The 19,048-nt window shown below is 66.4% G+C and carries 13 protein-coding genes; 7 read left to right on the top strand and 6 right to left on the bottom strand.

What is annotated here, in order from left to right; translation table 11 throughout:
- Positions 1-48: 48 nt before the first annotated feature.
- Positions 49-1,467 carry a zinc-dependent metalloprotease gene (locus OK352_RS07575; protein ID WP_265140864.1) on the top strand — a complete coding sequence of 473 codons (1,419 nt, stop codon included), beginning with the start codon at positions 49-51 and terminating at the stop codon, positions 1,465-1,467.
- Between the two features lie 731 nt (positions 1,468-2,198).
- On the opposite strand, the gene OK352_RS07570 is transcribed toward OK352_RS07575, so the two are convergent.
- Positions 2,199-3,926 carry an ATP-dependent helicase gene (locus OK352_RS07570; RefSeq protein WP_265140863.1) on the bottom strand — a complete coding sequence of 576 codons (1,728 nt, stop codon included), beginning with the start codon at positions 3,924-3,926 and terminating at the stop codon, positions 2,199-2,201.
- Positions 3,923-4,813 (bottom strand): NAD(+) diphosphatase, encoded by an 891-nt coding sequence (nudC, locus tag OK352_RS07565; protein ID WP_265140862.1) that lies wholly within the window; start codon positions 4,811-4,813, stop codon positions 3,923-3,925. Before nudC ends, OK352_RS07570 begins: the two co-directional genes overlap by 4 nt.
- Positions 4,814-4,883: 70 nt before the next feature.
- Here nudC and OK352_RS07560 point away from each other — a divergent pair, with 70 nt between their 5' ends.
- Positions 4,884-6,110 (top strand): phosphotransferase, encoded by a 1,227-nt coding sequence (locus OK352_RS07560; protein WP_265140861.1) that lies wholly within the window; start codon positions 4,884-4,886, stop codon positions 6,108-6,110.
- Here the strand turns inward: OK352_RS07560 and OK352_RS07555 are convergent.
- Together OK352_RS07555 and OK352_RS07550 are read right to left on the bottom strand one after the other, a co-directional pair.
- Entirely contained in the window at positions 6,050-9,232 is a 3,183-nt protein-coding gene (locus OK352_RS07555) for an ATP-dependent DNA helicase (protein ID WP_265140860.1), read from the bottom strand. The genes OK352_RS07560 and OK352_RS07555 overlap by 61 nt on opposite strands.
- Positions 9,229-12,375: an ATP-dependent helicase gene (locus OK352_RS07550; protein ID WP_265140859.1), complete on the bottom strand. Its 3,147-nt coding sequence runs from the start codon at positions 12,373-12,375 to the stop codon at positions 9,229-9,231. Before OK352_RS07550 ends, OK352_RS07555 begins: the two co-directional genes overlap by 4 nt.
- 133 nt (positions 12,376-12,508) lie before the next feature.
- Here OK352_RS07550 and OK352_RS07545 point away from each other — a divergent pair, with 133 nt between their 5' ends.
- Positions 12,509-12,733: a DUF3107 domain-containing protein gene (locus OK352_RS07545; protein WP_265140858.1), complete on the top strand. Its 225-nt coding sequence runs from the start codon at positions 12,509-12,511 to the stop codon at positions 12,731-12,733.
- A 9-nt stretch (positions 12,734-12,742) separates the two neighbouring features.
- The gene (locus tag OK352_RS07540) at positions 12,743-13,030 is read left to right on the top strand and encodes a hypothetical protein (RefSeq protein ID WP_265140857.1); all 288 of its coding nucleotides are present in this window, start codon (positions 12,743-12,745) and stop codon (positions 13,028-13,030) included.
- A 151-nt stretch (positions 13,031-13,181) separates the two neighbouring features.
- Here the strand turns inward: OK352_RS07540 and OK352_RS07535 are convergent, their stop codons facing one another.
- Positions 13,182-13,889 (bottom strand): ferritin-like domain-containing protein, encoded by a 708-nt coding sequence (locus OK352_RS07535; RefSeq protein ID WP_265140856.1) that lies wholly within the window; start codon positions 13,887-13,889, stop codon positions 13,182-13,184.
- 79 nt (positions 13,890-13,968) lie between these two features.
- Between OK352_RS07535 and OK352_RS07530 the strand changes: the two genes are divergently transcribed.
- Positions 13,969-15,444: a DEAD/DEAH box helicase gene (locus OK352_RS07530; RefSeq protein WP_372338087.1), complete on the top strand. Its 1,476-nt coding sequence runs from the start codon at positions 13,969-13,971 to the stop codon at positions 15,442-15,444.
- 22 nt (positions 15,445-15,466) lie between these two features.
- On the opposite strand, the gene OK352_RS07525 is transcribed toward OK352_RS07530, so the two are convergent.
- Positions 15,467-16,330: a PHP domain-containing protein gene (locus OK352_RS07525; protein WP_265140854.1), complete on the bottom strand. Its 864-nt coding sequence runs from the start codon at positions 16,328-16,330 to the stop codon at positions 15,467-15,469.
- Positions 16,331-16,380: 50 nt separating this feature from the next.
- On the opposite strand from OK352_RS07525, the gene OK352_RS07520 reads away from it, so the two are divergent.
- Both OK352_RS07520 and OK352_RS07515 read left to right on the top strand, forming a co-directional pair.
- Positions 16,381-17,415 carry an endonuclease/exonuclease/phosphatase family protein gene (locus OK352_RS07520; protein WP_265140853.1) on the top strand — a complete coding sequence of 345 codons (1,035 nt, stop codon included), beginning with the start codon at positions 16,381-16,383 and terminating at the stop codon, positions 17,413-17,415.
- A gap of 169 nt (positions 17,416-17,584) precedes the next feature.
- Positions 17,585-19,003: an aminopeptidase P family protein gene (locus OK352_RS07515; RefSeq protein ID WP_265140852.1), complete on the top strand. Its 1,419-nt coding sequence runs from the start codon at positions 17,585-17,587 to the stop codon at positions 19,001-19,003.
- Positions 19,004-19,048 lie beyond the last annotated feature (45 nt).

Here is a 19,048-nt window from a genome sequence, read left to right as displayed (position 1 = left end):
AAGCTTCAGGCACTAGCGTAGAGCGACAACACCGTCTCTCGCTGAAAGGTGGCTGAAGTGCCAGACGAGGACAAGAACCCCGAAGACGACTTTCAGGACATGATCCGAGAGATCCTCTCGGGTAATGCCGGAGTCGATCCGAGCAAGCTCGCGGGTGCCGCCGGGCTGCCGAGCGATCCCGCGTCTCTGCAGGCCATGATGATGCAGTTCCAACGCGCCATGCAGCAGCAGAGCGCTGAGGGCGGCATCAACTGGGATGTCTCCCTGGAGCAGGCCGTGCAGATTGGCCGGAACGATGCGCAGAACATCACGCCGGCAGAGCGAGAGCAGTTCGCCCAGGCATTCCATGTCGCCGAGCTCTGGCTTGCCGACGTGACGTCGTTCGCGTCTCTGACGAGCACGCCGCGCACCATGAGCCGCGCTGAATGGTCCAAAGCGACGATGCCTCTGTGGACACAGCTGGCGGAGCCGGTGGCGACGAGTATTTCCGACGCCTTGACGACTGTTCTCAAAGAGCAGGCGCCCGAGCAGATGCAGGAGATGATCGGCCAGGCCACGCGCATGATCAAGGGCGTCGGCGGCACCATGTTCGCGATGCAGTTGGGCCAGGTGGTCGGGCAGCTGTCGACCGAGGTGGTATCCGGCGGCGATGTCGGCATTCCCCTCCTCGAAGACGAAGCGGCCCTCGTGCCGCAGAATGTGGCTGCGTTCAGCGAGGGTCTCGACATTCCCCTCGACCAAGTGCAGCTCTACCTTGCTGTCCGAGAACTCGCGCACGCACGGCTTTTCCGGCATGCCCGGTGGCTGCGTCTGCACCTCATCTCGTCGATCACGGCGTTCGCGCGCGGAATCCACATCGACACGGAAGCCATCGAAGAACTCGCCTCTGGTTTCGACCCGTCGAACCCCGAGGAACTGCGCGAGGCCATGACGAACGGCTCGCTCATTCCGCCGAAGACCGACCAGCAGCTGGCAGCGCTTGAACGTCTGGAGACGACGCTGGCGCTCATTGAGGGCTGGGTGGATGTCGTCACTGCCGAGGCGACGGTTCGCCTGCCGAAAGCGGGATCTGTCGCTGAAACCGTGCGTCGACGTCGGGCAACCGGCGGCCCGGCGGAGCAGGCATTCGCGACACTCGTCGGGCTTGAGCTTCGGCCGCGGCGCCTCCGTGAGGCTGCGGCGATGTGGACAAAGGTGACGGATGCCGTCGGCGCGTCTACCCGCGACTCTCTCTGGCAGCATCCGGATCTCGTGCCGACCTCGGCCGATATCGACGACCCGGCCGCACTTGTGGCGCGTCTTGAAGCCGCCGAGCGCGGCGAAGCTCCCGAACCCGACGAATTCGACGTTGCTCTCGAAGACCTCCTGCGCTCTGAGCGCGAATCGGACGAGGCCGCCGATGCGCAGCGTGACCCGAGCGAGTCGGACGACGACAGCCCCCGAGAGGACCCGCCCGCTGTGCCTTGACCGCACGGCTGTGGATAACCTCGACCGGACCTGCCGGGTTTGAGGCACGATATCGAGCATGGTCATTCAGCTCGATCCTCGGCATCCGCTCGTGTGGCGCACGCCGACGACAGTGCAACTCGGTGTCGACGATGTGCGCGTTGTCGCTGAGCTCACCCCCGCGCACGAGCATCTGCTGTACGCGGTACGGCGCGGAGTTCCCCGTCACGCGCTCGATGTGCTGGCCGAACATCAGGGGCTGACCGCCACCGATGTCGACGACTTCCTTGACCTGCTCGCGCCGGCTCTGCGCGTACCGCAGCCGGCGCCTCGGCCGCTGCGCGTGCTCATCGAAGGCCGCGGTGAAACGGCTGAGGCGATCGCCCGCGCCGTCGAGCCGATCCCTGACGGTGAGATGCCCGACGTCACCGTGATCGTCGCGCACTTCGTCATCGACCCGGCGCAGTCCGTGCGCTGGCTCAGTCGCGACATTCCCCATCTTCCCGTCGTGATCTCCGACGCTGAAGCTCGCGTGGGACCGTTCGTGCTGGGCGGTGAGGGCCCCTGTCTGCATTGCCTCGACCGCGAGCGAGCCGACCATGACCCCGCGTGGACGGCGATCGAGACTCAGCTGTTCGGCGTGACGTCGTTGCTGGATCGCGGAGATTTCGCTCAGGATCTCGCATCGGTCGCTACGAGGATGCTGCATGAGTTCGAGCGCAAGGGGCGCCGCTCGTCTCGTGCCGTGAGCATCACTGTCTCGCCGACTGCCCCGCAGCGCGTTGTCGTGCACCGGCCGCATCCGGAGTGCGGGTGCCGATCTCTTGAAGAAAACGCGACCGCTCTCTCGTCCGACGCTGGCCGGATTCCGACCACGTGAGGGTCAGCCGCCGTCTGGCTCTCGTGATGCCGACATACAGCAGCCGTCGCTCTTCGTCGATCTGATCGAATGACCGCGCATAGCTGATCGGGACGAGACCCTCAGAGAGTCCCAGGAGGTACACCTCGTCCCATTCGAGTCCTTTCGCCGAGTGCAGGGTCGCGAGCGTGACAGCCTGCATTGTCGGTTCGTGCTGCGCTTCCTGCCGTTCCAGCAACTCGTCTGTGAACGCGCGGAACGTCGTCCCCTTCGGAGCCTGGTCGACGAGCCCCATGATCGCATTGAGCGATTCCCAGGATGCTCGAACGGCGCCCTCGCCTTCGGGCGGAGTCTGGCTCCAGCCCAGCGAGCGCAGCACATCGCTCACGGATTTGAACAGCGGCTCCCCCGCGACGGAGACGGATGCTCCTCGCAGTGCCAGCACGGCGCGTTTCACCTCGGGCCTGTCGAAGAACCGGGTGGATCCCCGGACGTGATAGCTCACGCCGACATCGCTCAGCGCGGTCTCGAGCGCGGCCGATTGAGCGTTGACGCGATACAGCACGGCGATGCTCTCGGCCCGGGCTCCCGCCTCAATGCGCGACAGAATCGACTGCGCGATCCCACGCGCCTCGGCCATGTCGTGGGGATAACGGACGAGATCGGGGTCAATCGGCGCCTCGTCGTCGTGGGAACCGGCAGCCCGAAGAGTCAATGCACCAGGCCGGTCGCGCATAAGACGATTCGCCGTCGTGACGATCGGAGGTGTCGAGCGGTAGTTGCGTTCGAGCCGCACGATCTGTGCCCCCGCGTACCGCGACGCGAAGCCGAGGAGGAACGATGAGCTGGCGCCCGCGAACGAGAAGATCGTCTGGCTGGCATCGCCGACCACGCAGAGCTCGCGCCGATCGCCCAGCCACAGGTCGAGAAGCTGCTGCTGGAGCGGCGACACGTCCTGATACTCGTCGACGACGAAGAACCGGTACTGCTCGCGCACCTGCAGGGCGACCCGGGGCTCCTGCTCAAGCATGCCCGCGCACGACAGCAGCACGTCCTCGAAGTCAAGCTGCCGTCGTTCGTCTTTGAGGTCTTCGTAGGCCTGAAGCATGTCGACGGTCTGCTCGAGATCGAGCGACCCCGGCAGGGGACGGTTCGCCGCGGCGTACTGCTCGATGCTGCGACCAGACACCTTTCGCCACTCGATTTCAGCCGCGAGATCGCGCAGCGTCGCCGTGTCGATCCGCAGCGAGAGCTTCTCTGCTGCGTGGCCAAGGATCCGGCCTTTGCTCTCGATGAGTCGCGGCATGTCACCGCCCACCACCTGAGGCCAGAAATAGCCCAGCTGACTCAGGGCCGCCGAGTGGAAAGTCCGCGCCGGCACGTTCCCCGCGCCCAATTGGCGCAGTCGCCCCCGCAGCTCGGCCGCCGCCCTATTGGTGAACGTCAGCGCGAGCACGCGATTCGACGCATAGGTTCCCGAGGCGACGCCGTGCGCGATGCGATGTGTAATTGCCCGGGTCTTTCCCGTCCCCGCACCGGCCAGAACGCAGACGGGGCCGCGCAGGGTCTCGGCGACGACGCGCTGGTCGTCATCGAGCCCGTCAAGCAGACTCGAGGTCATTCAGCCACCAACCACTGCTCGATGATCGCGTGGGCAATCGACGATCGTCCCGGCAACCGAATTCCACTGTCGGGATCAGCGAGTTCCTCACGTGTGAACCAGCGCACATCGAGAATCTCCTCGCCGTCCGCCTGCGTGTGGTCGGCCTGCTGATCGGCATCGATCTGTGCCGCATACCCGAGCATGAGCGAGCGCGGAAACGGCCATGGCTGCGACCCCAGGTATCGCGGTTCGGCGACACGAACGCCTGCCTCCTCGAAAACCTCGCGCACGACGGCGGCCTCCAACGATTCGCCCGCCTCGACAAAGCCGGCGAACAGCGAGTATCGCCCGGATTCCCAGGCGGCGTTCGAGCCGAGCAGGATGCGGTCACGAGCATCCGTGACCCGCACGATCACGGCAGGATCGGTGCGGGGAAAGTGCTCGGTCTCGCAGCGCGGGCAACGACGCATCCAGCCGGAGTGCTCGATAATCGTGCGTTCTCCGCAGCGTGAACAGAATCCGGATGCTGCATGCCAACCGATCACCGCGACAGCCGCTGTCGCGAGCCCGGCGTCGCGATCACTCAGTGCCGCGGCAACCTCTCGCAGCGGCGCCCATGTGGCCGCGGACTCGTCGGGGACGGCAACGAGGGGCGTTCCCGCGTCGATGCCGCGCTCCGCCGCCGTTGACGTGCCGAGGAACACGGCGTGCTGTGCGTTCTCGACCTCGGCGAGCGGCCGAAGTGCCAGATGCCCGCCATCAAGTGCCACGTCTCGCCCGCGCACGTGAACAGCTCGCGTTCGCGGGTCGGAGAGAATGGTCTCGAGATAGCCGGGCCGGACTCGCGCATTGCCGTCACGGTCGAATCCTGTGCGCGACAGCGGCAGTCGGCCCAAAGCGGTCATCGCATCTCCTCACGTGTGGACGGGCGTGGCGCACGGGCCATGACGGGGTTCACGACCTAACCTAGATGCCATGGCCAGGTCTCCTCTCACTCTAGCGGCGGTCGCGACGTCGGCCCTTCCCGGTACGACATTCGTGGGCAGCGGTGAGCTCGGTCACCGTGAGACCGGCTCCTACGATTCGGCTCTGCTGCTTGCCGATGACGACACGCGCTTCGTCGTGCGCATTCCGACGAACCAGCAGGCCGAGACCGATCAGGCGCGGGAGCTTCTCGTGCTGCAGGCGATGAGCGACGGTATCCGCAGCAGACTCCCCTTCGACGTTCATCGCGTGCTCGGTCAGGCGCCCACGGGAGACACACGCGCCGTCGTCTACGACTACCTTCCCGGCTATCAGGTCGATGCCGACGCGATTCCCGCGGGCGATGGCGTCGCCAGCTCGATGGGTGGTGCACTCGCTGCCCTCCATGCCCTTCCGGGCTCGTTCGTCGCAGAAGCCGGGCTTCCCGTGCAGAGTGCCTCCGACAGCCGGTCCGAAGCGCGCAACATCATCGAGCGTGCGGCGTCAACGAAACTGCTGCCTGCCGCCGTGCGCAAGCGGTGGGCAGATGCCGCGGCAGATGACGCACTGTGGCGATTCCAGCCCACTGTCATCGGCGGCTCGATCGCCGCCGATTCTTTCCTCATTACCGACCACTCGGCCGGTCCGATTGTGACGGGAATGATTGGCTGGGGATCGCTGCGCGTTGCCGATCCTGCCCGCGATCTGCACTGGCTCTCAGCCGCGGGTGAAGCGGCTGAGAGCGTCTTCGCGGCCTATGTCGCCGCGAGCACACGTACCCCGGACGCCATGATCAGGCAGCGCTCGATGCTTTATGCGGAACTTGAGCTTGCCCGCTGGCTTTTGCATGGGCGTGATCTGCATGATCAGGCGATCATCGACGATGCCGTTGCCATGTTGGACGGGCTCGTCGACAGCGTCCTGGGTAACCTGATGTCCCCGATTTCGTCATCGCCTGGGCCCGTGATGACGGTTGCCGACGTGCAGGAGATGCTGAAGAACACGCCCGAGGCACCAGCATCCGCCGGGTCATCGGCGATCTCGATGGACACCGACAGTTTCGATCCTGAGGAGTTCGAACGCGAGCTTGCCCGAACCTCAGGCGAGACCGCCGAGGCAGAGGATGCTGATGAGCCGGCGTCCCCCGATGATCAGGAGACCGGCCCTATCGACGTTTCTCAGCTTCGTGAGAACGACGATTCCCAGCGCGATCGGAGTTCGTCCTCTGACGACACGTGATCGGGTCTGATGATGAGATCATCGGCGACATAGTAGAGCACAGCATCGATCGTGCTCGGGTCAATGCCCTCGGCCTGCGCGTAAGCCGCTCGATACAGCGCGAGCTGCAGCTGTCGGTCATCGTGCTCTTCCGGTGTGCGCGGCGGCTTGCCTGTCTTCCAGTCGACGATCTGAAACCCCGTAGCCGTCCGATACACGGCGTCGAGCTTGCAGATGATGATGCGGTCGGCGAGCACGAAATTGATCTCACGCTCGACGTCGATGGGCTGCGCGTTCGCCCATTGTGATGCTTCGAAGGTGCGCTTGAGGGTCTCGAGTTCCTCCAGCTCGGCCTGCTCGGCCGGAGCGAGTGTGCCCGCCTCGCCGTCGTCAATATCGAAGAGGTCGGAGTCCAGGGTCTCCGCGCCGCCGTAGAGGCCGGAGCGCTCCTCCACCCAGCTGTGGAACAGCGTCCCGAGGCGTGTCTGCCGGTAGGGCTTCTCCGGCATTGGCCGGCGCAGCGCTGTCGCGACAGCATCCGGATCTGTCACGAAGTCTTTGAACCGCGAGGCGGGAACACGCTGTGGCAGGGCGATGGCCGCCTCGGCGTTCCGCGCACGATCGCGTTCGGCCAGCAGCAGGCTGATCTCGTCGTCCCACGGTGTCGCGGCGTCCGCGTCGGCATCCCGCACCGCCTGTGCCGCGTGCAAGACCAGTGCGCGCCGAGCACCCAGCGGGTCGCGCGGCCACGGCAGGGGCTCGACGTCGATCGCAAGAGGGTTCTCGTCCAGCTGCGATGCCTCGGGCAGTTCGTCGATCGCAGACGGCACGGCACGGTGGATGTCGGCAAGGAACTCCCCCGGCGGCCGTGGCTTCTTCTGCGTCGCCCAGAACGAGCCGCTAGCCAGAAGGGCTCCGCGGGCACGCGTCACGGCGACGTACGCGAGACGACGCTGCTCGTCGGCGTGCTGACGTTCGATGGCCGCGCCGAACTCAGCGTTGGCGCGCACGAAGTCCTGCTGGTTGGCGGCACCGCGCCAGGCAAGGTCCGGCAGGTCGAACCGATCGCCGCGGAACGCGTACGGCAGCTCGCCGAAGGCCGTCCAGCCGCGTTTGCTGCGCGGCTGAGCGGGCAGTTCGCCCGCGACGAGACGGGGCACGGCCACGCTGTCCCATTCCAGCCCCTTTGCACCGTGGATGGTCAGGATCTGCACGGTTCCCGGCTCGGGATCTTCGGTGCGTGGGCTGAGGTTTTCGAGCTTCTCCGCCTCGGCCAGCCAGGAGAGAAACGGGCCGAGCGCACCTCGCTCGTCAACGCTGAGGTACGCGGCGATCTGGTCAGAGAACGCCTCGAGGCTGGAGCGTCCCAGAGGATTCGCCGCGTTCGCCGCAACCTCGATGTCGAGGCGCAGTTCTTGAACGACAAGGCTGACGAGATCGTTCAAGGCCAGCCCCGACCGCCTGCGCAGTCGGGCGATCATCGTGCCGCACGAGCGCATCCGGGAGCGGCCCGCCTCGCTGATCGCCTCAAGTGCGCGATGATCGTCCGGCGCGGTCACCAGAAAATCGAGAGCGTCGACGAGGGACGCGCTGTCGTCATCGGCGACGGACTCCCGAAGCAGTTGCCGTGTCTCCTCCGGAACGCGCTGCTGGTGCAGATCACGGTCAGCGAGCCAGCGCGCCGTCTGCCGAAGACCGGCGATGTCCCTGGTGCCGACCCGCCACCGAGCGCCCGTGAGGAGTCTGATCAGCTCGGAACCGGCCGTCGGATCGTCGAGCACCCGCAGAGCACAGATGAGGTCGACGACGACGGGCTGCTCGAGAAGCCCTGCCAGGCCGAGCACGTGATAGGGAACGCCGCGACGCTCCAGCGCCTCGGTGAACGGGCGGACGGTCTTCAGCGAACGGCAGAGAAGAGCAGCCGAGGTTCCCGCTTCACGCAGCTGCTCCTCGAGCCACGCGGCCACATCGTTCGCCTCATCGTCGATGGTCTCCGGATACCGGATCTCGACGGTTCCTGCCGGCGCCTCGGGCGAGGGCGACAGCCGTTTCACGGGAGTGTCCGGCAATGTCGGCAATGCGGAGACGAGCGTGTTCGCCGCATCGAGGATGGATTCCGCGTTGCGCCAGCTCGTCGACAGCGAGTAGGCGCGCGTACCGGCGAAGTCGGCGCCGAACCGGGCCAGATTCGAGGCGCTGGCGCCGCGCCAGCCGTAAATCGACTGGTTCGGATCGCCGACTGCCATCACTCCGTGACCGGCGAAGAGGCGAGAGAGCAGCTCTGTCTGCGCGACCGACGTGTCCTGGTACTCGTCGAGGATCACGATCCGGAATCGGTCCCGGTACTCCTCTGCCACCCGGTCGATCGTGCGCGTAATGCGCAGGGCGAGCGCCACCTGGTCGCTGAACTCGATAAACCCGCGGACACGCTTCTGCTCGTGGAAGCGATGCGCATGCTCCAGCAGGACGGGCAGGGCAGCAACGTCTCCGCAGGCCGTCATGAGCGTCTTATCTGGCACGCGCTTGCGGCTCGTGTCATCGTTGATCGGCAGTTCCGCGAGCGTTGTGAATTCATCGGCCAGGTGATCAATCTCGCCAATGCGCTCGGTGACGTCATTGTCGCTCAGCGCATGGGCGACGCGCACGACGGCCGAGGTGATGTCGTCGACGCTCTTGTCGATGTCAGCGAGTCTCTCGTCGTCGCTCGTGACGATGATCTCGCGGGCCAGAGACCACGCGGATGCTGCGCTGATCACTGTCACATCTGGCTCCCGGCCAATGAGTCGACCGTATTCGCGGAAAAGCGCAGCGGCGAAAGCGTTGTACGTCGACACGGTGGGGGTCTCGAGAACGTCTCCGGCGTCTTCGTCTCCGTGCAGCTGCGAGATTCGCTCGCGCACGCGCGTCGCGAGTTCGCCGGCGGCCTTGCGGGTGAATGTGAGCCCCAGCACCTGCGACACGGTGATGTGCTCGTTCGCCAGAAGCCACACGATGCGATTCGCCATCGTCTCGGTCTTGCCGCTGCCGGCTCCCGCGACGACGAGCGCCGGCTCCAGCGGCGCCTCGATGACGGCCACCTGCTCGTCCGTCGGGTTCGGCAGGCCGAGTCTCGTCGCGATCTCACGCGCGCTGATTCCGCTCATTCCGACACCGCCTCAATCAGATGGATGCGGTACGCGAACCCGGAGGCGGGGTCGCGTTCACCGAGGTCGACGGCGCCGGGGAACGTGGCGGCGGCCATTCCCTCTCCCGCTGCGGCGAGCCGCTCAATGAAGGCGCTTCGCGCTGCATCGTCTGAGGGCTCCTGCACCATCAGGCGATACGAACGCCCTTTCACTCCGTCCGAGACGAACAGCAATGCCGCTCCCCCGTTCTCTGCGCCGTCTGCACCCTCGATCGCACCCTGCCCGAGCGCCAGTTGATACGCGCTGAGCTGGGCATTCTCGGGGATCTCGGCCGCGGACGGGCGAGAGCGCCCGGTTTTGAGGTCGACGATCCTGACGCGGCCGTCCGGCAGCTTCTCTACCCGGTCGATGATCCCGCTGAGAGTCACCTGCCCGATCTGCAGCTCGAAGCGCCCCTCGGCGCTGATCACCGTCGAACCCGAGCGCTTGGCGTCGAGAAGATACTCGGAGAGCGCAGCGACGAGCTCCCGCGCTTTCCTCTTCTGCGCCCCGGCAATCCAGGGAGCATCGAAACGCAGCTCGGCCCAGCGCCTGTCGACGTCGGCCCACAGCGACTCGGCGCTGAGGCGGTCGTCCGTCTGTTCCTCCGCCGGCAGCGTCCCCGCGTTCTCCATGGCCGAGTGGATCACCGTGCCCATACCGGCGATGACGCCTGACGGACGCGCCGCCATCGAGTCGATGAACCACACGAGCGGAGACTTCTCGAACGTCTCGAGCTTCGAGGGTGAGACCCGCACGTGCGCATCGGGATCCGTGAGGTCGACGAGTGGCTCCGTCGTGGAGGGCTCGGCCATTCCGTACCAGTCGGCGGGATCGGCTCCATCGACTCCCTGCCCGGCCAGCCGTGCGAGTGCGGATGCTGCCTGCCCACGGTCACCCGGTCGCGCCCCGTGCGTTGCAATCCGCCGCAGCTGCCCCGTGATGCCGCGCAGGGTGAACGGATGCTGCCCCTCGGCAGCATCGCGCACGGGTGCCTGCGCGATCGCGGGGAACCGGAAGAACACGCTCGGCTGCTCGTCATCGCTGACGGTGGCGCTCACGACGACCTGGGCAGCCGCACGCGAGACCGAGAGCGCGAACATGCGCAGCTCGTCGGCCAGCACGTCGGCTCGAGCGTCAAGCGTCTCGACGGGAAGTCCCGCGAGGACGGCACTCAGCAGCTGCGGATACAGCAGCGAACCGCGAAGCTGCGGGTTGGGCCACGCACCGTCTTGCAGATGGGCGACGACGACGACGTCCGTCTCGGTGCCGATCACCGAGTTCGGGGTGCCGACCCAGACAGCATCCGTCGATGCCTGAGGCGTCAGGGAGTCTTCGGGAACCTCAGCAGAGAACACCTCGGTCAGGAACCCCTGTGCGGGATCCTCCGGATTGCGCTCCACGTACCGCTTCGCCGCCGTAAACAGCGCCATGACAGCATCCAGGTTGCGGTTCGCCTCGTCAGCGGCAAGTCCCGTTCCAAGTGCTGCCGAACCCCAGCTGTCGGCAAGTCCGCTTCCCGACCAGAGCGACCAGAGCACTTCCTCGATGCTTCCGCCGACGGCCGCCGTCTCTCGAGCGCGGGCGAGGGATGCGGCGAAGCGCCCCGCTCGCCTGGCCGACGCGCTGTCGATCGATGCGAAGCCGTTGGGGTGCCCGACCGCGTCGACGAGTAACTCCCCGGGCGTCGATGTGCCGCCTCCGGCGATATCTTCGTGACGCAGCTCGCGCTTGAGGCGGCGCAGTGCCACGGTGTCGAGGCCGCCTACCGGACCGGTCATCAGAGATTCGACGAGCTCGATCGTCGGCTCAATGGTGCCGGTCGCCAGCGCGGCGGCATCGAGCAGTTGCCGCGACGCCAAGGCATCTCGAATGCTCAACGACCCGACGGGGGTCTTCGTCGGCACCTCGGCGAGCGCAAGCGCCTTCGAGACGGCCGGAACCAGTGCCCCCGAGCGCACGATCACCGACATGCGCGACCAGGGAACGTCACGGAACAGATGATGTTCACGCAGCACGCGCGCGATCTGCCGGTACTCGGCGGCGGGAGACGTGGCTTCGATCCGCACGATCGGCGGCTCGCCACGCGGGTCGTCGGCCGTGGCATCAGCGCGCCGGTGCTCGATTCCTCCCGCAACGCCGATGCGCTGCGAGACCGAGCTGACAAGCGCCCGGATGCTGCGCCCGCCCCGATACGCGGTGGTGAGCGTGTGCTCGGTCGCCGGCGCGCCGATCCGGGAGCCCAACTGGCCGATGGCGCCGACATCAGAGCCGCGGAATGTCGACACCGCAACATCAGGGTCCCCGAAGGCGACGATGTCGACGCCGCGCGCCGCCAGAGCGCGCAGCAGGCGCAGAGCGCCGGGCCCGAACTCCTGAAGATCGTCGACGGCGACAAGACGCAGCCTGTCGATGTCTGCTCCCTCAGAGAGGCGCTGCACGGCCTCGGCGAGCAGCTCAGACGAGTCACGGAAGGCGGTGGCGTAGCTGTCGACGATAATGCCGTACTCGTCGATGACGTCGGCTGCGGCCGACCACTCCGGGCGCTCGTGTGCCCTGGCGAGACGCCGAAGCTCGTCGGTGCTTGTGCCGTTCTCGACGCAGCGCATCATCAGCTCACGCAGCTCGGTGCGGAAGCCCTGCAGAGCCCGCACATCGGGGCCGAGTGCGTCGGGCCACGTCGGCCCTGAGCGATCGAGCACGTGCCCGGCGAGGATCTCGGCGAGAATGTGGTCCTGCTCCGCTCCGGTAAGCAGTCTCACCTGTTCCGTTCCCGTCGGCGTCGCCGATTGGACGATCTGGAATGCGGCACTGTTCACGGTGCGCGCCAGGGGGCCACTCGTCGGCAGGCCGATGCGCAGAGCGAGCCTGTCGCGCAGACGGTTTGCAGCGAGTCGCGAGGGCACGAGAGCGAGCACCGCATCAGGATCATAGCCGCGGTTCTGCACCCGATTGGCGAGCAGCTCAACGAGCGTAGTCGTCTTTCCCGTTCCGGGCGCCCCAGTGACCGCCACGTGCATGCCATCCGGCGCCTCGACGACGGCTTTCTGAGCAACGTCGAGTTCGAGCGCATCCGGCGTCATTCCCTCGTCTGAGGCCGGGGCGAACGTCGTCTGGGTCACATCGAATACGCTACAGCCCGGCACCGACACGGCAGGTGTGCCGACGTGTTCGCTGATGGCGGTATCGACGGCTCTCCCGGCGCCCGCGCCGTGCCGTAGTGTGGGCATAGAGCAAGAGGAAAGGGACACACACGTGGACATCCGCATCGGCATCACCAACAGCCCCCGCGAGATCAACTTCTCGACTGACGCGGCGATCGACGACGTCAAGAAGACGATCGGCACCGCGCTCAGCGACAAAGCACCGTTCTTCGAACTCGCCGACGATAAGGGCAATGTCTTTGTGATCCCCACCGAGGGCGTCGCGTACGTCGAGCTCGGCAACGAAGAGTCACGCCGCGTCGGCTTCGTCGCATAGGCTTTCAGCATGGAACTGCTCTTCGTCATGCTCTTCGGCGTCGCTGCCGGACTTGCCGCCCGCTATGCCCTGCCGTGGCGCACGCAGCATGGAAGCATGCTCGTTCCCGCCATTGGGACGATCGCGTCAGCGGTGGTCTGGCTCGGACTGACCTGGCTCGGCTGGGCGTGGGACGGCGGCTGGATCTGGGTGGTCTCGATTGCCGCGAGCGTCGTCATCTCTGTCGGCCTCGACCTTCTGATCGGCGCCGTCCGCAATTCACGGGATGCTGCCATGCTGACGGCGCTCGGCGCCTAGTCACTTCCGCAGAAGTGGGAGCCCTCCGCCCACGTTGCGGAGGCTATCCTCTCGGTTGGCAGGGTTACTGCCCGGTCGATACGTCGATACTGGGTCGGTACGGGACAGGCTGCCCGACCGTGTGGCTGCAGTCATTCCGTGAGGCGATCAACTACGCCGTGAGGCCCAGAGCGTCCATGCGCCGCGTATGCGCCGCGATCAGCTCGGTGAACACCGGCTCGACGCGCTCGTCTGACGCCCCATTCTCGTCGGGCACGACGGTATGGGCGAGAAGCAGCGTGTCACCGACAAGCCGCCTGCCCCACAGGGCCAGCACCGAGGAGATTCCAGGGTCGGCTTGAATCTGCGCCTGCAGATACTGGCGAAGCACATCACGCCTGTTGTCTTCGGCGAGGATCGCCGTGATGCGCCGTGATGTGTCGGGCGGCAGGCTCGATGCGAGACCAAGAAACAGGTCGTCCAGAAGCCCGGCTGTCACGTAGACGGACAGCACGCGCTGCTCGAGGGAGCCACCCTCGGTCTGCGAGCGGAATACCTGCACGGCGTCCTTCGGCTGCGCCATCGCGGTCGCCGGGTCCTCTTCCCTGCGGCGAATCTCATCGGTCAGCGCCGTGTGCTTGCGCAGCGCGACGGCTGCCGCTTGGGCGACGCCAGGTGAGAAGACCAGGTCATCCATGGCTGCGCTGAGCGTCGAGAGCATCTCGAACACGCTCAGCTGCAGGTACGCCGACTGCCCGAGGTATGTGCTCGTGTCGGGGTGGAGGTCGGTGAACTCGACTCGGATGGCCGCCGATTCTCCGCGACCGCGCAGCCGCGGAAGTTCCCCTGGGGAGCGTCGTCTCCTGAACCTGAATTGCACCCGCCCAGCTTACGTGATGCTCACTGGGCTAAGCTCGGTGTGGGCACGGCATCGGATCGGCTCACTACGCCGGACGTGAATGAAGACAGGCGTAGACCATTTTCAGCACGGACAAGGCATACATCACCTCGTGACATTTTCAGAACTCGGCGTCGACAATGACATGGCCGACGCTCTCGCACGCAAGAACATCCTCGATCCCTTCCCCATTCAGGAGCAGACGATTCCGCTCGCGCTCACGGGGCAGGACATCATCGGTCAGGCCAAGACCGGAACGGGTAAGACGCTCGGCTTCGGCCTCCCTCTTCTGCAGCGCATCGGCACGCAGCCGGAACACGGCGTGAAGGCACTCATCGTCGTCCCGACACGCGAACTGGCGACGCAGGTGGCCGCGGACCTTGAGGCAGCAGCCGTGAATCGCGACGTCGAGGTCGCACTCATCTACGGCGGCAAGTCCTACGACGGGCAGATCGAGCAGCTGAAGAACGGCGCGCAGGTCGTCGTCGGCACGCCCGGTCGCCTCATCGACCTCATGAACAAGCGGGTCCTCTCGCTGTCCGGCGTCCGCGAGATGGTTCTCGATGAGGCAGACAAGATGCTCGACCTGGGCTTCCTCGCCGATATCGAGAAGCTGTTCTCCATGGCCCCCACGACACGGCACACGATGCTGTTCTCGGCCACGATGCCCGCACCGATCGTCGCGCTCGCCCGCCGCTTCATGACCCGGCCGATTCACATTCGCGCGGCCGCGCCAGACGAGGGGATCACGCAGGCGAACATCAAGCACCTCGTCTACCGCGCGCACGCGCTCGACAAGGATGAGACCATCGCCCGTATTCTGCAGGCTGAGGGACGCGGCAAGACCATCATCTTCATGCGCACGAAGCGCGCAGCGGCGAAGCTCGTCGAAGAGCTGAGAGATCGCGGATTCCCCGCAGTTGCCGTGCACGGCGACCTCAACCAGGAGCAGCGTGAGCGCGCCATGACGGCGTTCAAGGCCGGCAAGAAAGACATCATGATCGCCACGGACGTCGCGGCTCGCGGCATCGACGTCAATGATGTCACGCACGTGATCAATCACACGATCCCCGACGACCACGAAACGTACCTGCACCGTGCGGGACGCACGGGACGCGCGGGCAAGACCGGCATCGCCGTCACCTTCGTCGACTGGGCAGACATGCACAAGTGGACGCTCATCAACCGTGCCCTCGAGCTGAACCAGCCAGAGCCAGTTGAGACGTACTCGTCCAGCCCGCATCTCTACACGGATCTCGACATTCCCGAGGGGACGAAGGGTCGAGTGATCGCAAAGCGCCCAGAGATCGCGCCGAGCGAGCGCACCTCGCGCTCTGAGCCGCGCAAGCGCAACCGCACGCGCCGACGCACTGACGCGAGGCCGGATGGCGAGCGCGCGCAGAAGCCCCGCTCAGAATCGGCGTCGACTGAAGCCGCTGGCGTCCACGACGGCCACGGCCCCGAGCACAAGGACGGCAACAGCGGGCCTCGCCGCCGGCGTCGCCGTCGTCGTACGGCATCCACTCCGACCGAGTAAAGCGGAACTGCACCCGTTCCTGTCAGGCCCGAACGGGCGACCAGCCCGTCGCCGCGTCGACGATCTGCGCCACAACCTCCGGATCCGTCGTGTTCTCAGCGAGCGCGTTGGGCTTTCCCGCCCCGTGATAGTCGCTAGAGCCTGTCGAGACGAGCCCGTAGCGGCGTGCGTACGCCCGCAGCGTCGCCTTGCCCTCCGGCGTGTTCTCGCGGTGCTCGATCTCCAGACCAAACAGTCCCGCGTCCACGAGCGCGCGAATCGATGTCTCACTCAGCATCCCGCTTCGACCGGTGGTCGCCGGGTGCGCAAGGACGGGCACTCCCCCGGCAGCGCGCACCAGAGCGACGGCAGTCACCGGATCAGGGGCGTAATGCGGAAACACGTATCCGCGCGAGGGGTGCAGGATGCCGTCGAACGCCGCCGACCGGTCGGTGACGATTCCGCGCGCGACGAGCGCGTCGGCGATGTGCGGACGGCCGATCGTCGCGCCGGGCTGCGCCTGATCACGCACGTCGTCCCACGAGATCAGGAAGTCGGCGGACAGGTTCTCGACGATGCGCTCGGCACGTGTGAGGCGTGACTCTCTGATGCGCGCTGTCTCGTCGAGCAGCGCGCGGTTATCCGGGTCGACGAGGTAGGCCAGCAGATGGACGCTACGGTGACCATGTCGTGTGCTGAGCTCCATGCCCGGAATCAGGGCGATGCCGGTCTCACGCGCCGCGCTGCTCGCTTCCTCCCAGCCCGCCGTCGAGTCATGATCGGTGAGCGCGAGCGTCGCGATTCCCGCACGTGCGGCGGCGGAGACAAGCTCGCGGGGGCTCTGCGTGCCGTCGGAGACCGCCGAGTGCGTGTGAAGATCAGCGGGCCCGCGCAGCACAAAGGTCATACCCGCATCCTATGGTCAGCGCCGGGGAATCTCTCAGAAGAGACTCGGTAATGTGGCCCGCCATGTGGAGGTTTCTCGGCGCGCTCATCACCCTTGCGGCCCTTGTCGGTCTCGTCATTCTCGCCTGGCCGCAGCTCGCCGGCTTGGAGACCACCTGGGTCATCGCCCAGGCCGTCGCGCTGAGAACCGTGATCGGGCTTGGGGCCGTGGCCGCCGCCATCGCTTTTCTCGTCCTGTGTCTTGCGAAGCCGTTGCGGGGATTCGCCGGTTCCCTGGCCCTACTGTTTCTGCTCTTCGCCGCCACTAACGCCGTGATCGTGTCCCTGCGTGGTCTCGACACCAATACGACGGTGGAGACCAGCGACGAGGACGTCACGGTGCTGAGCTGGAACACGCTCGGCGATGAACCCGGCGCCGACATGATTGCGCAGCTCGCCGCCGACGCGGACGCCGATATCGTCACGCTTCCCGAGACGACGAAGCAGGCGGGCATCGACATCGCCGTCGCGATGCGCGAGGCCGGCCACCCGATGTGGGTGCACACCGTCGCGTTCGACGACGTGGCCAAAGCGCGGTCGACAACGGTTCTCGTGAGCCCTGACCTCGGTGACTACCATCAGGTGTCGACGAACGCCGACCGTGCGCAGAACACTGCGGTGCTGCCCTCCGTCGTGCTCGATCCGGTGAACGGGGACGGCCCGCGCATCGTCGCCGTGCACGCTGTGGCTCCCACATCGTCGCAGATGGACAATTGGCGCGCCGATCTCTCATGGATCGCCGCGCAGTGTGCGACGGACAACGTGATCATGGCGGGAGACTTCAACGCCACGGTCGATCACATGGCAGGGCTCGGCGAAGGCGACGGCACCCTCGGACGCTGTTCAGACGCCGCGTCCCAGGCCGGCTCCGGGGCCGTCGGAACGTGGTCCACGGCCTGGCCCGCCCTGCTGGGGACGCCGATCGACCACGTCATGGCCACGAATGCGTGGACGGTCTCGGGGTTCCGCGTCGTCACGGAGCTCGATGGGTCTGGAAGCGACCACCGCCCGATCATCGCGCAACTCCACCCGCGGGCCGACTCCTGAACGCAGCTGGCGCCCCAGACGGGTCGGCGTCCGCGATCTGCGCAGCTCCACCCGCGCGAATGTTCGTACGGCGAGGCTCACGTCGCCGGAGAGCATCACGTGCGGTCAGCCGGACCACGGCAACGCGATACCCGCCCGTCGCTCAGCGAGCGGTGAGACAATGGCAGGTATGGATACCTCCACCTCACCCTCCACACAGACAACCGCCACAAGCGACGAGGTCACGGGGACAGCGAATCGGTCGACGACGCCGTCGAGCACCGCTTTCCAGGACTACATCGGCTCGCAGTGGGCCGACCGCGACGACCAGCTTCCCCCGGCCAGAGCAGCCGCCGCGTTCGCTCGCCGACGCCGTGACCGGGTCTCCGCGCGTTTTCCCGGAACACGACTCGTCGTGAAAGCCGGTTCGCTCGCGGTCCGCTCGAACGACTGTGATTTCCCGTTCCGCGCGCACTCCGCCTTCTCACATCTGACCGGGTGGGGCTCAGATTCTGAACCGGATTCGGTGCTGGTCTTCGAGCCGACAGCATCCGGCCACGACACGACTCTGTACTTCCGTGAGCGCGCCGACCGCAGCTCGAGCGAGTTCTATGCGAACCCGGCGATCGGCGAGTTCTGGATCGGTCCGCGCCCGTCGCTCGCCCAGGTGGCGTCTGACCTCGACATCGCGACGGCGCACATCGATGAATTCGCGCCGACAGACGACGACGTGACGCTCGAGGACAGCGAGCTTGCCTCGTTCCTGTCTGAGCTGCGCCTTGTCAAAGACGAGTACGAGATCACCGAGCTGCAGTCAGCAGTGCATGCCACGCAGCGCGGCTTCGACGACGTCATCGCGGACTTCCCCCGGATCATCCGCGAGCCGCGCGGCGAGCGCGCCGTCGAGGGTGTCTTCTACACGCGGGCGCGGCTCGACGGCAATGCGGTTGGCTACGACACGATCGCGGCAGCTGGCCCGCACGCATGCCGCCTGCACTGGACGCGCAATGACGGCCCTGTCGTTCCCGGAGATCTCATGCTGATGGACGCCGGCGTCGAGCTCGACAGCCTGTACACGGCAGATATCACGCGCACGCTTCCCGTGAACGGTACCTTCTCCCCCGTGCAGCGCCGCGTCTACGAGGCCGTGCGCGAGGCGGCGGATGCTGCCTTCGCCATCGTGCGCCCTGGCATCATCTTCCGTGACGTGCACGCTGAGGCCATGCGCGTCATCGCCGAGAAGACGGCAGAGTGGGGCCTGCTCCCCGTGTCCGCCGAGGAGTCGCTGCGCCCAGAGAACCAGTTCCACCGTCGGTACATGGTGCACGGGACGAGCCACCACCTCGGTCTTGACGTGCACGACTGCGCGCAGGCTCGCCGCGAGATGTACCACGATGGCGAGGTGTCAGAGGGCATGGTCTTCACCATCGAGCCGGGGCTGTACTTCCAGCCAGACGACCTCACCGTCCCCGAGGAGTTGCGCGGCATCGGCGTGCGCATCGAAGACGACATCCTCGTCACCAGCGACGGCGCCGTCAACCTGTCAGCGGCGATTCCGCGCACGGCCGACGAGGTCGAGGCGTGGATCGCGCGTCAGACCGCGAACTAAGCAGAGACGGCGGATGCTGTCGGGCTGCGCGCCCGACAGCATCCG

Origin of the sequence: Microbacterium sp. MPKO10 (genome assembly GCF_026107415.2) — a bacterium.
GTDB lineage: Bacteria > Actinomycetota > Actinomycetes > Actinomycetales > Microbacteriaceae > Paramicrobacterium.
Note: the sequence above shows the minus strand (reverse complement) of the source record. Positions and strands in the feature narration are given on the sequence as shown.

Coding starts and splice junctions, on each gene's coding strand:
- OK352_RS07515 (WP_265140852.1), top strand. CDS start 17,585: ATGGATACCTCCACCTCACCCTCCACACAGACAACCGCCACAAGCGAC.
- OK352_RS07570 (WP_265140863.1), bottom strand. CDS start 3,926: ATGACCTCGAGTCTGCTTGACGGGCTCGATGACGACCAGCGCGTCGTC.
- OK352_RS07525 (WP_265140854.1), bottom strand. CDS start 16,330: ATGACCTTTGTGCTGCGCGGGCCCGCTGATCTTCACACGCACTCGGCG.
- nudC (WP_265140862.1), bottom strand. CDS start 4,813: ATGACCGCTTTGGGCCGACTGCCGCTGTCGCGCACAGGATTCGACCGT.
- OK352_RS07560 (WP_265140861.1), top strand. CDS start 4,884: ATGGCCAGGTCTCCTCTCACTCTAGCGGCGGTCGCGACGTCGGCCCTT.
- OK352_RS07540 (WP_265140857.1), top strand. CDS start 12,743: ATGGAACTGCTCTTCGTCATGCTCTTCGGCGTCGCTGCCGGACTTGCC.
- OK352_RS07520 (WP_265140853.1), top strand. CDS start 16,381: ATGTGGCCCGCCATGTGGAGGTTTCTCGGCGCGCTCATCACCCTTGCG.
- OK352_RS07530 (WP_372338087.1), top strand. CDS start 13,969: ATGAAGACAGGCGTAGACCATTTTCAGCACGGACAAGGCATACATCAC.
- OK352_RS07555 (WP_265140860.1), bottom strand. CDS start 9,232: ATGAGCGGAATCAGCGCGCGTGAGATCGCGACGAGACTCGGCCTGCCG.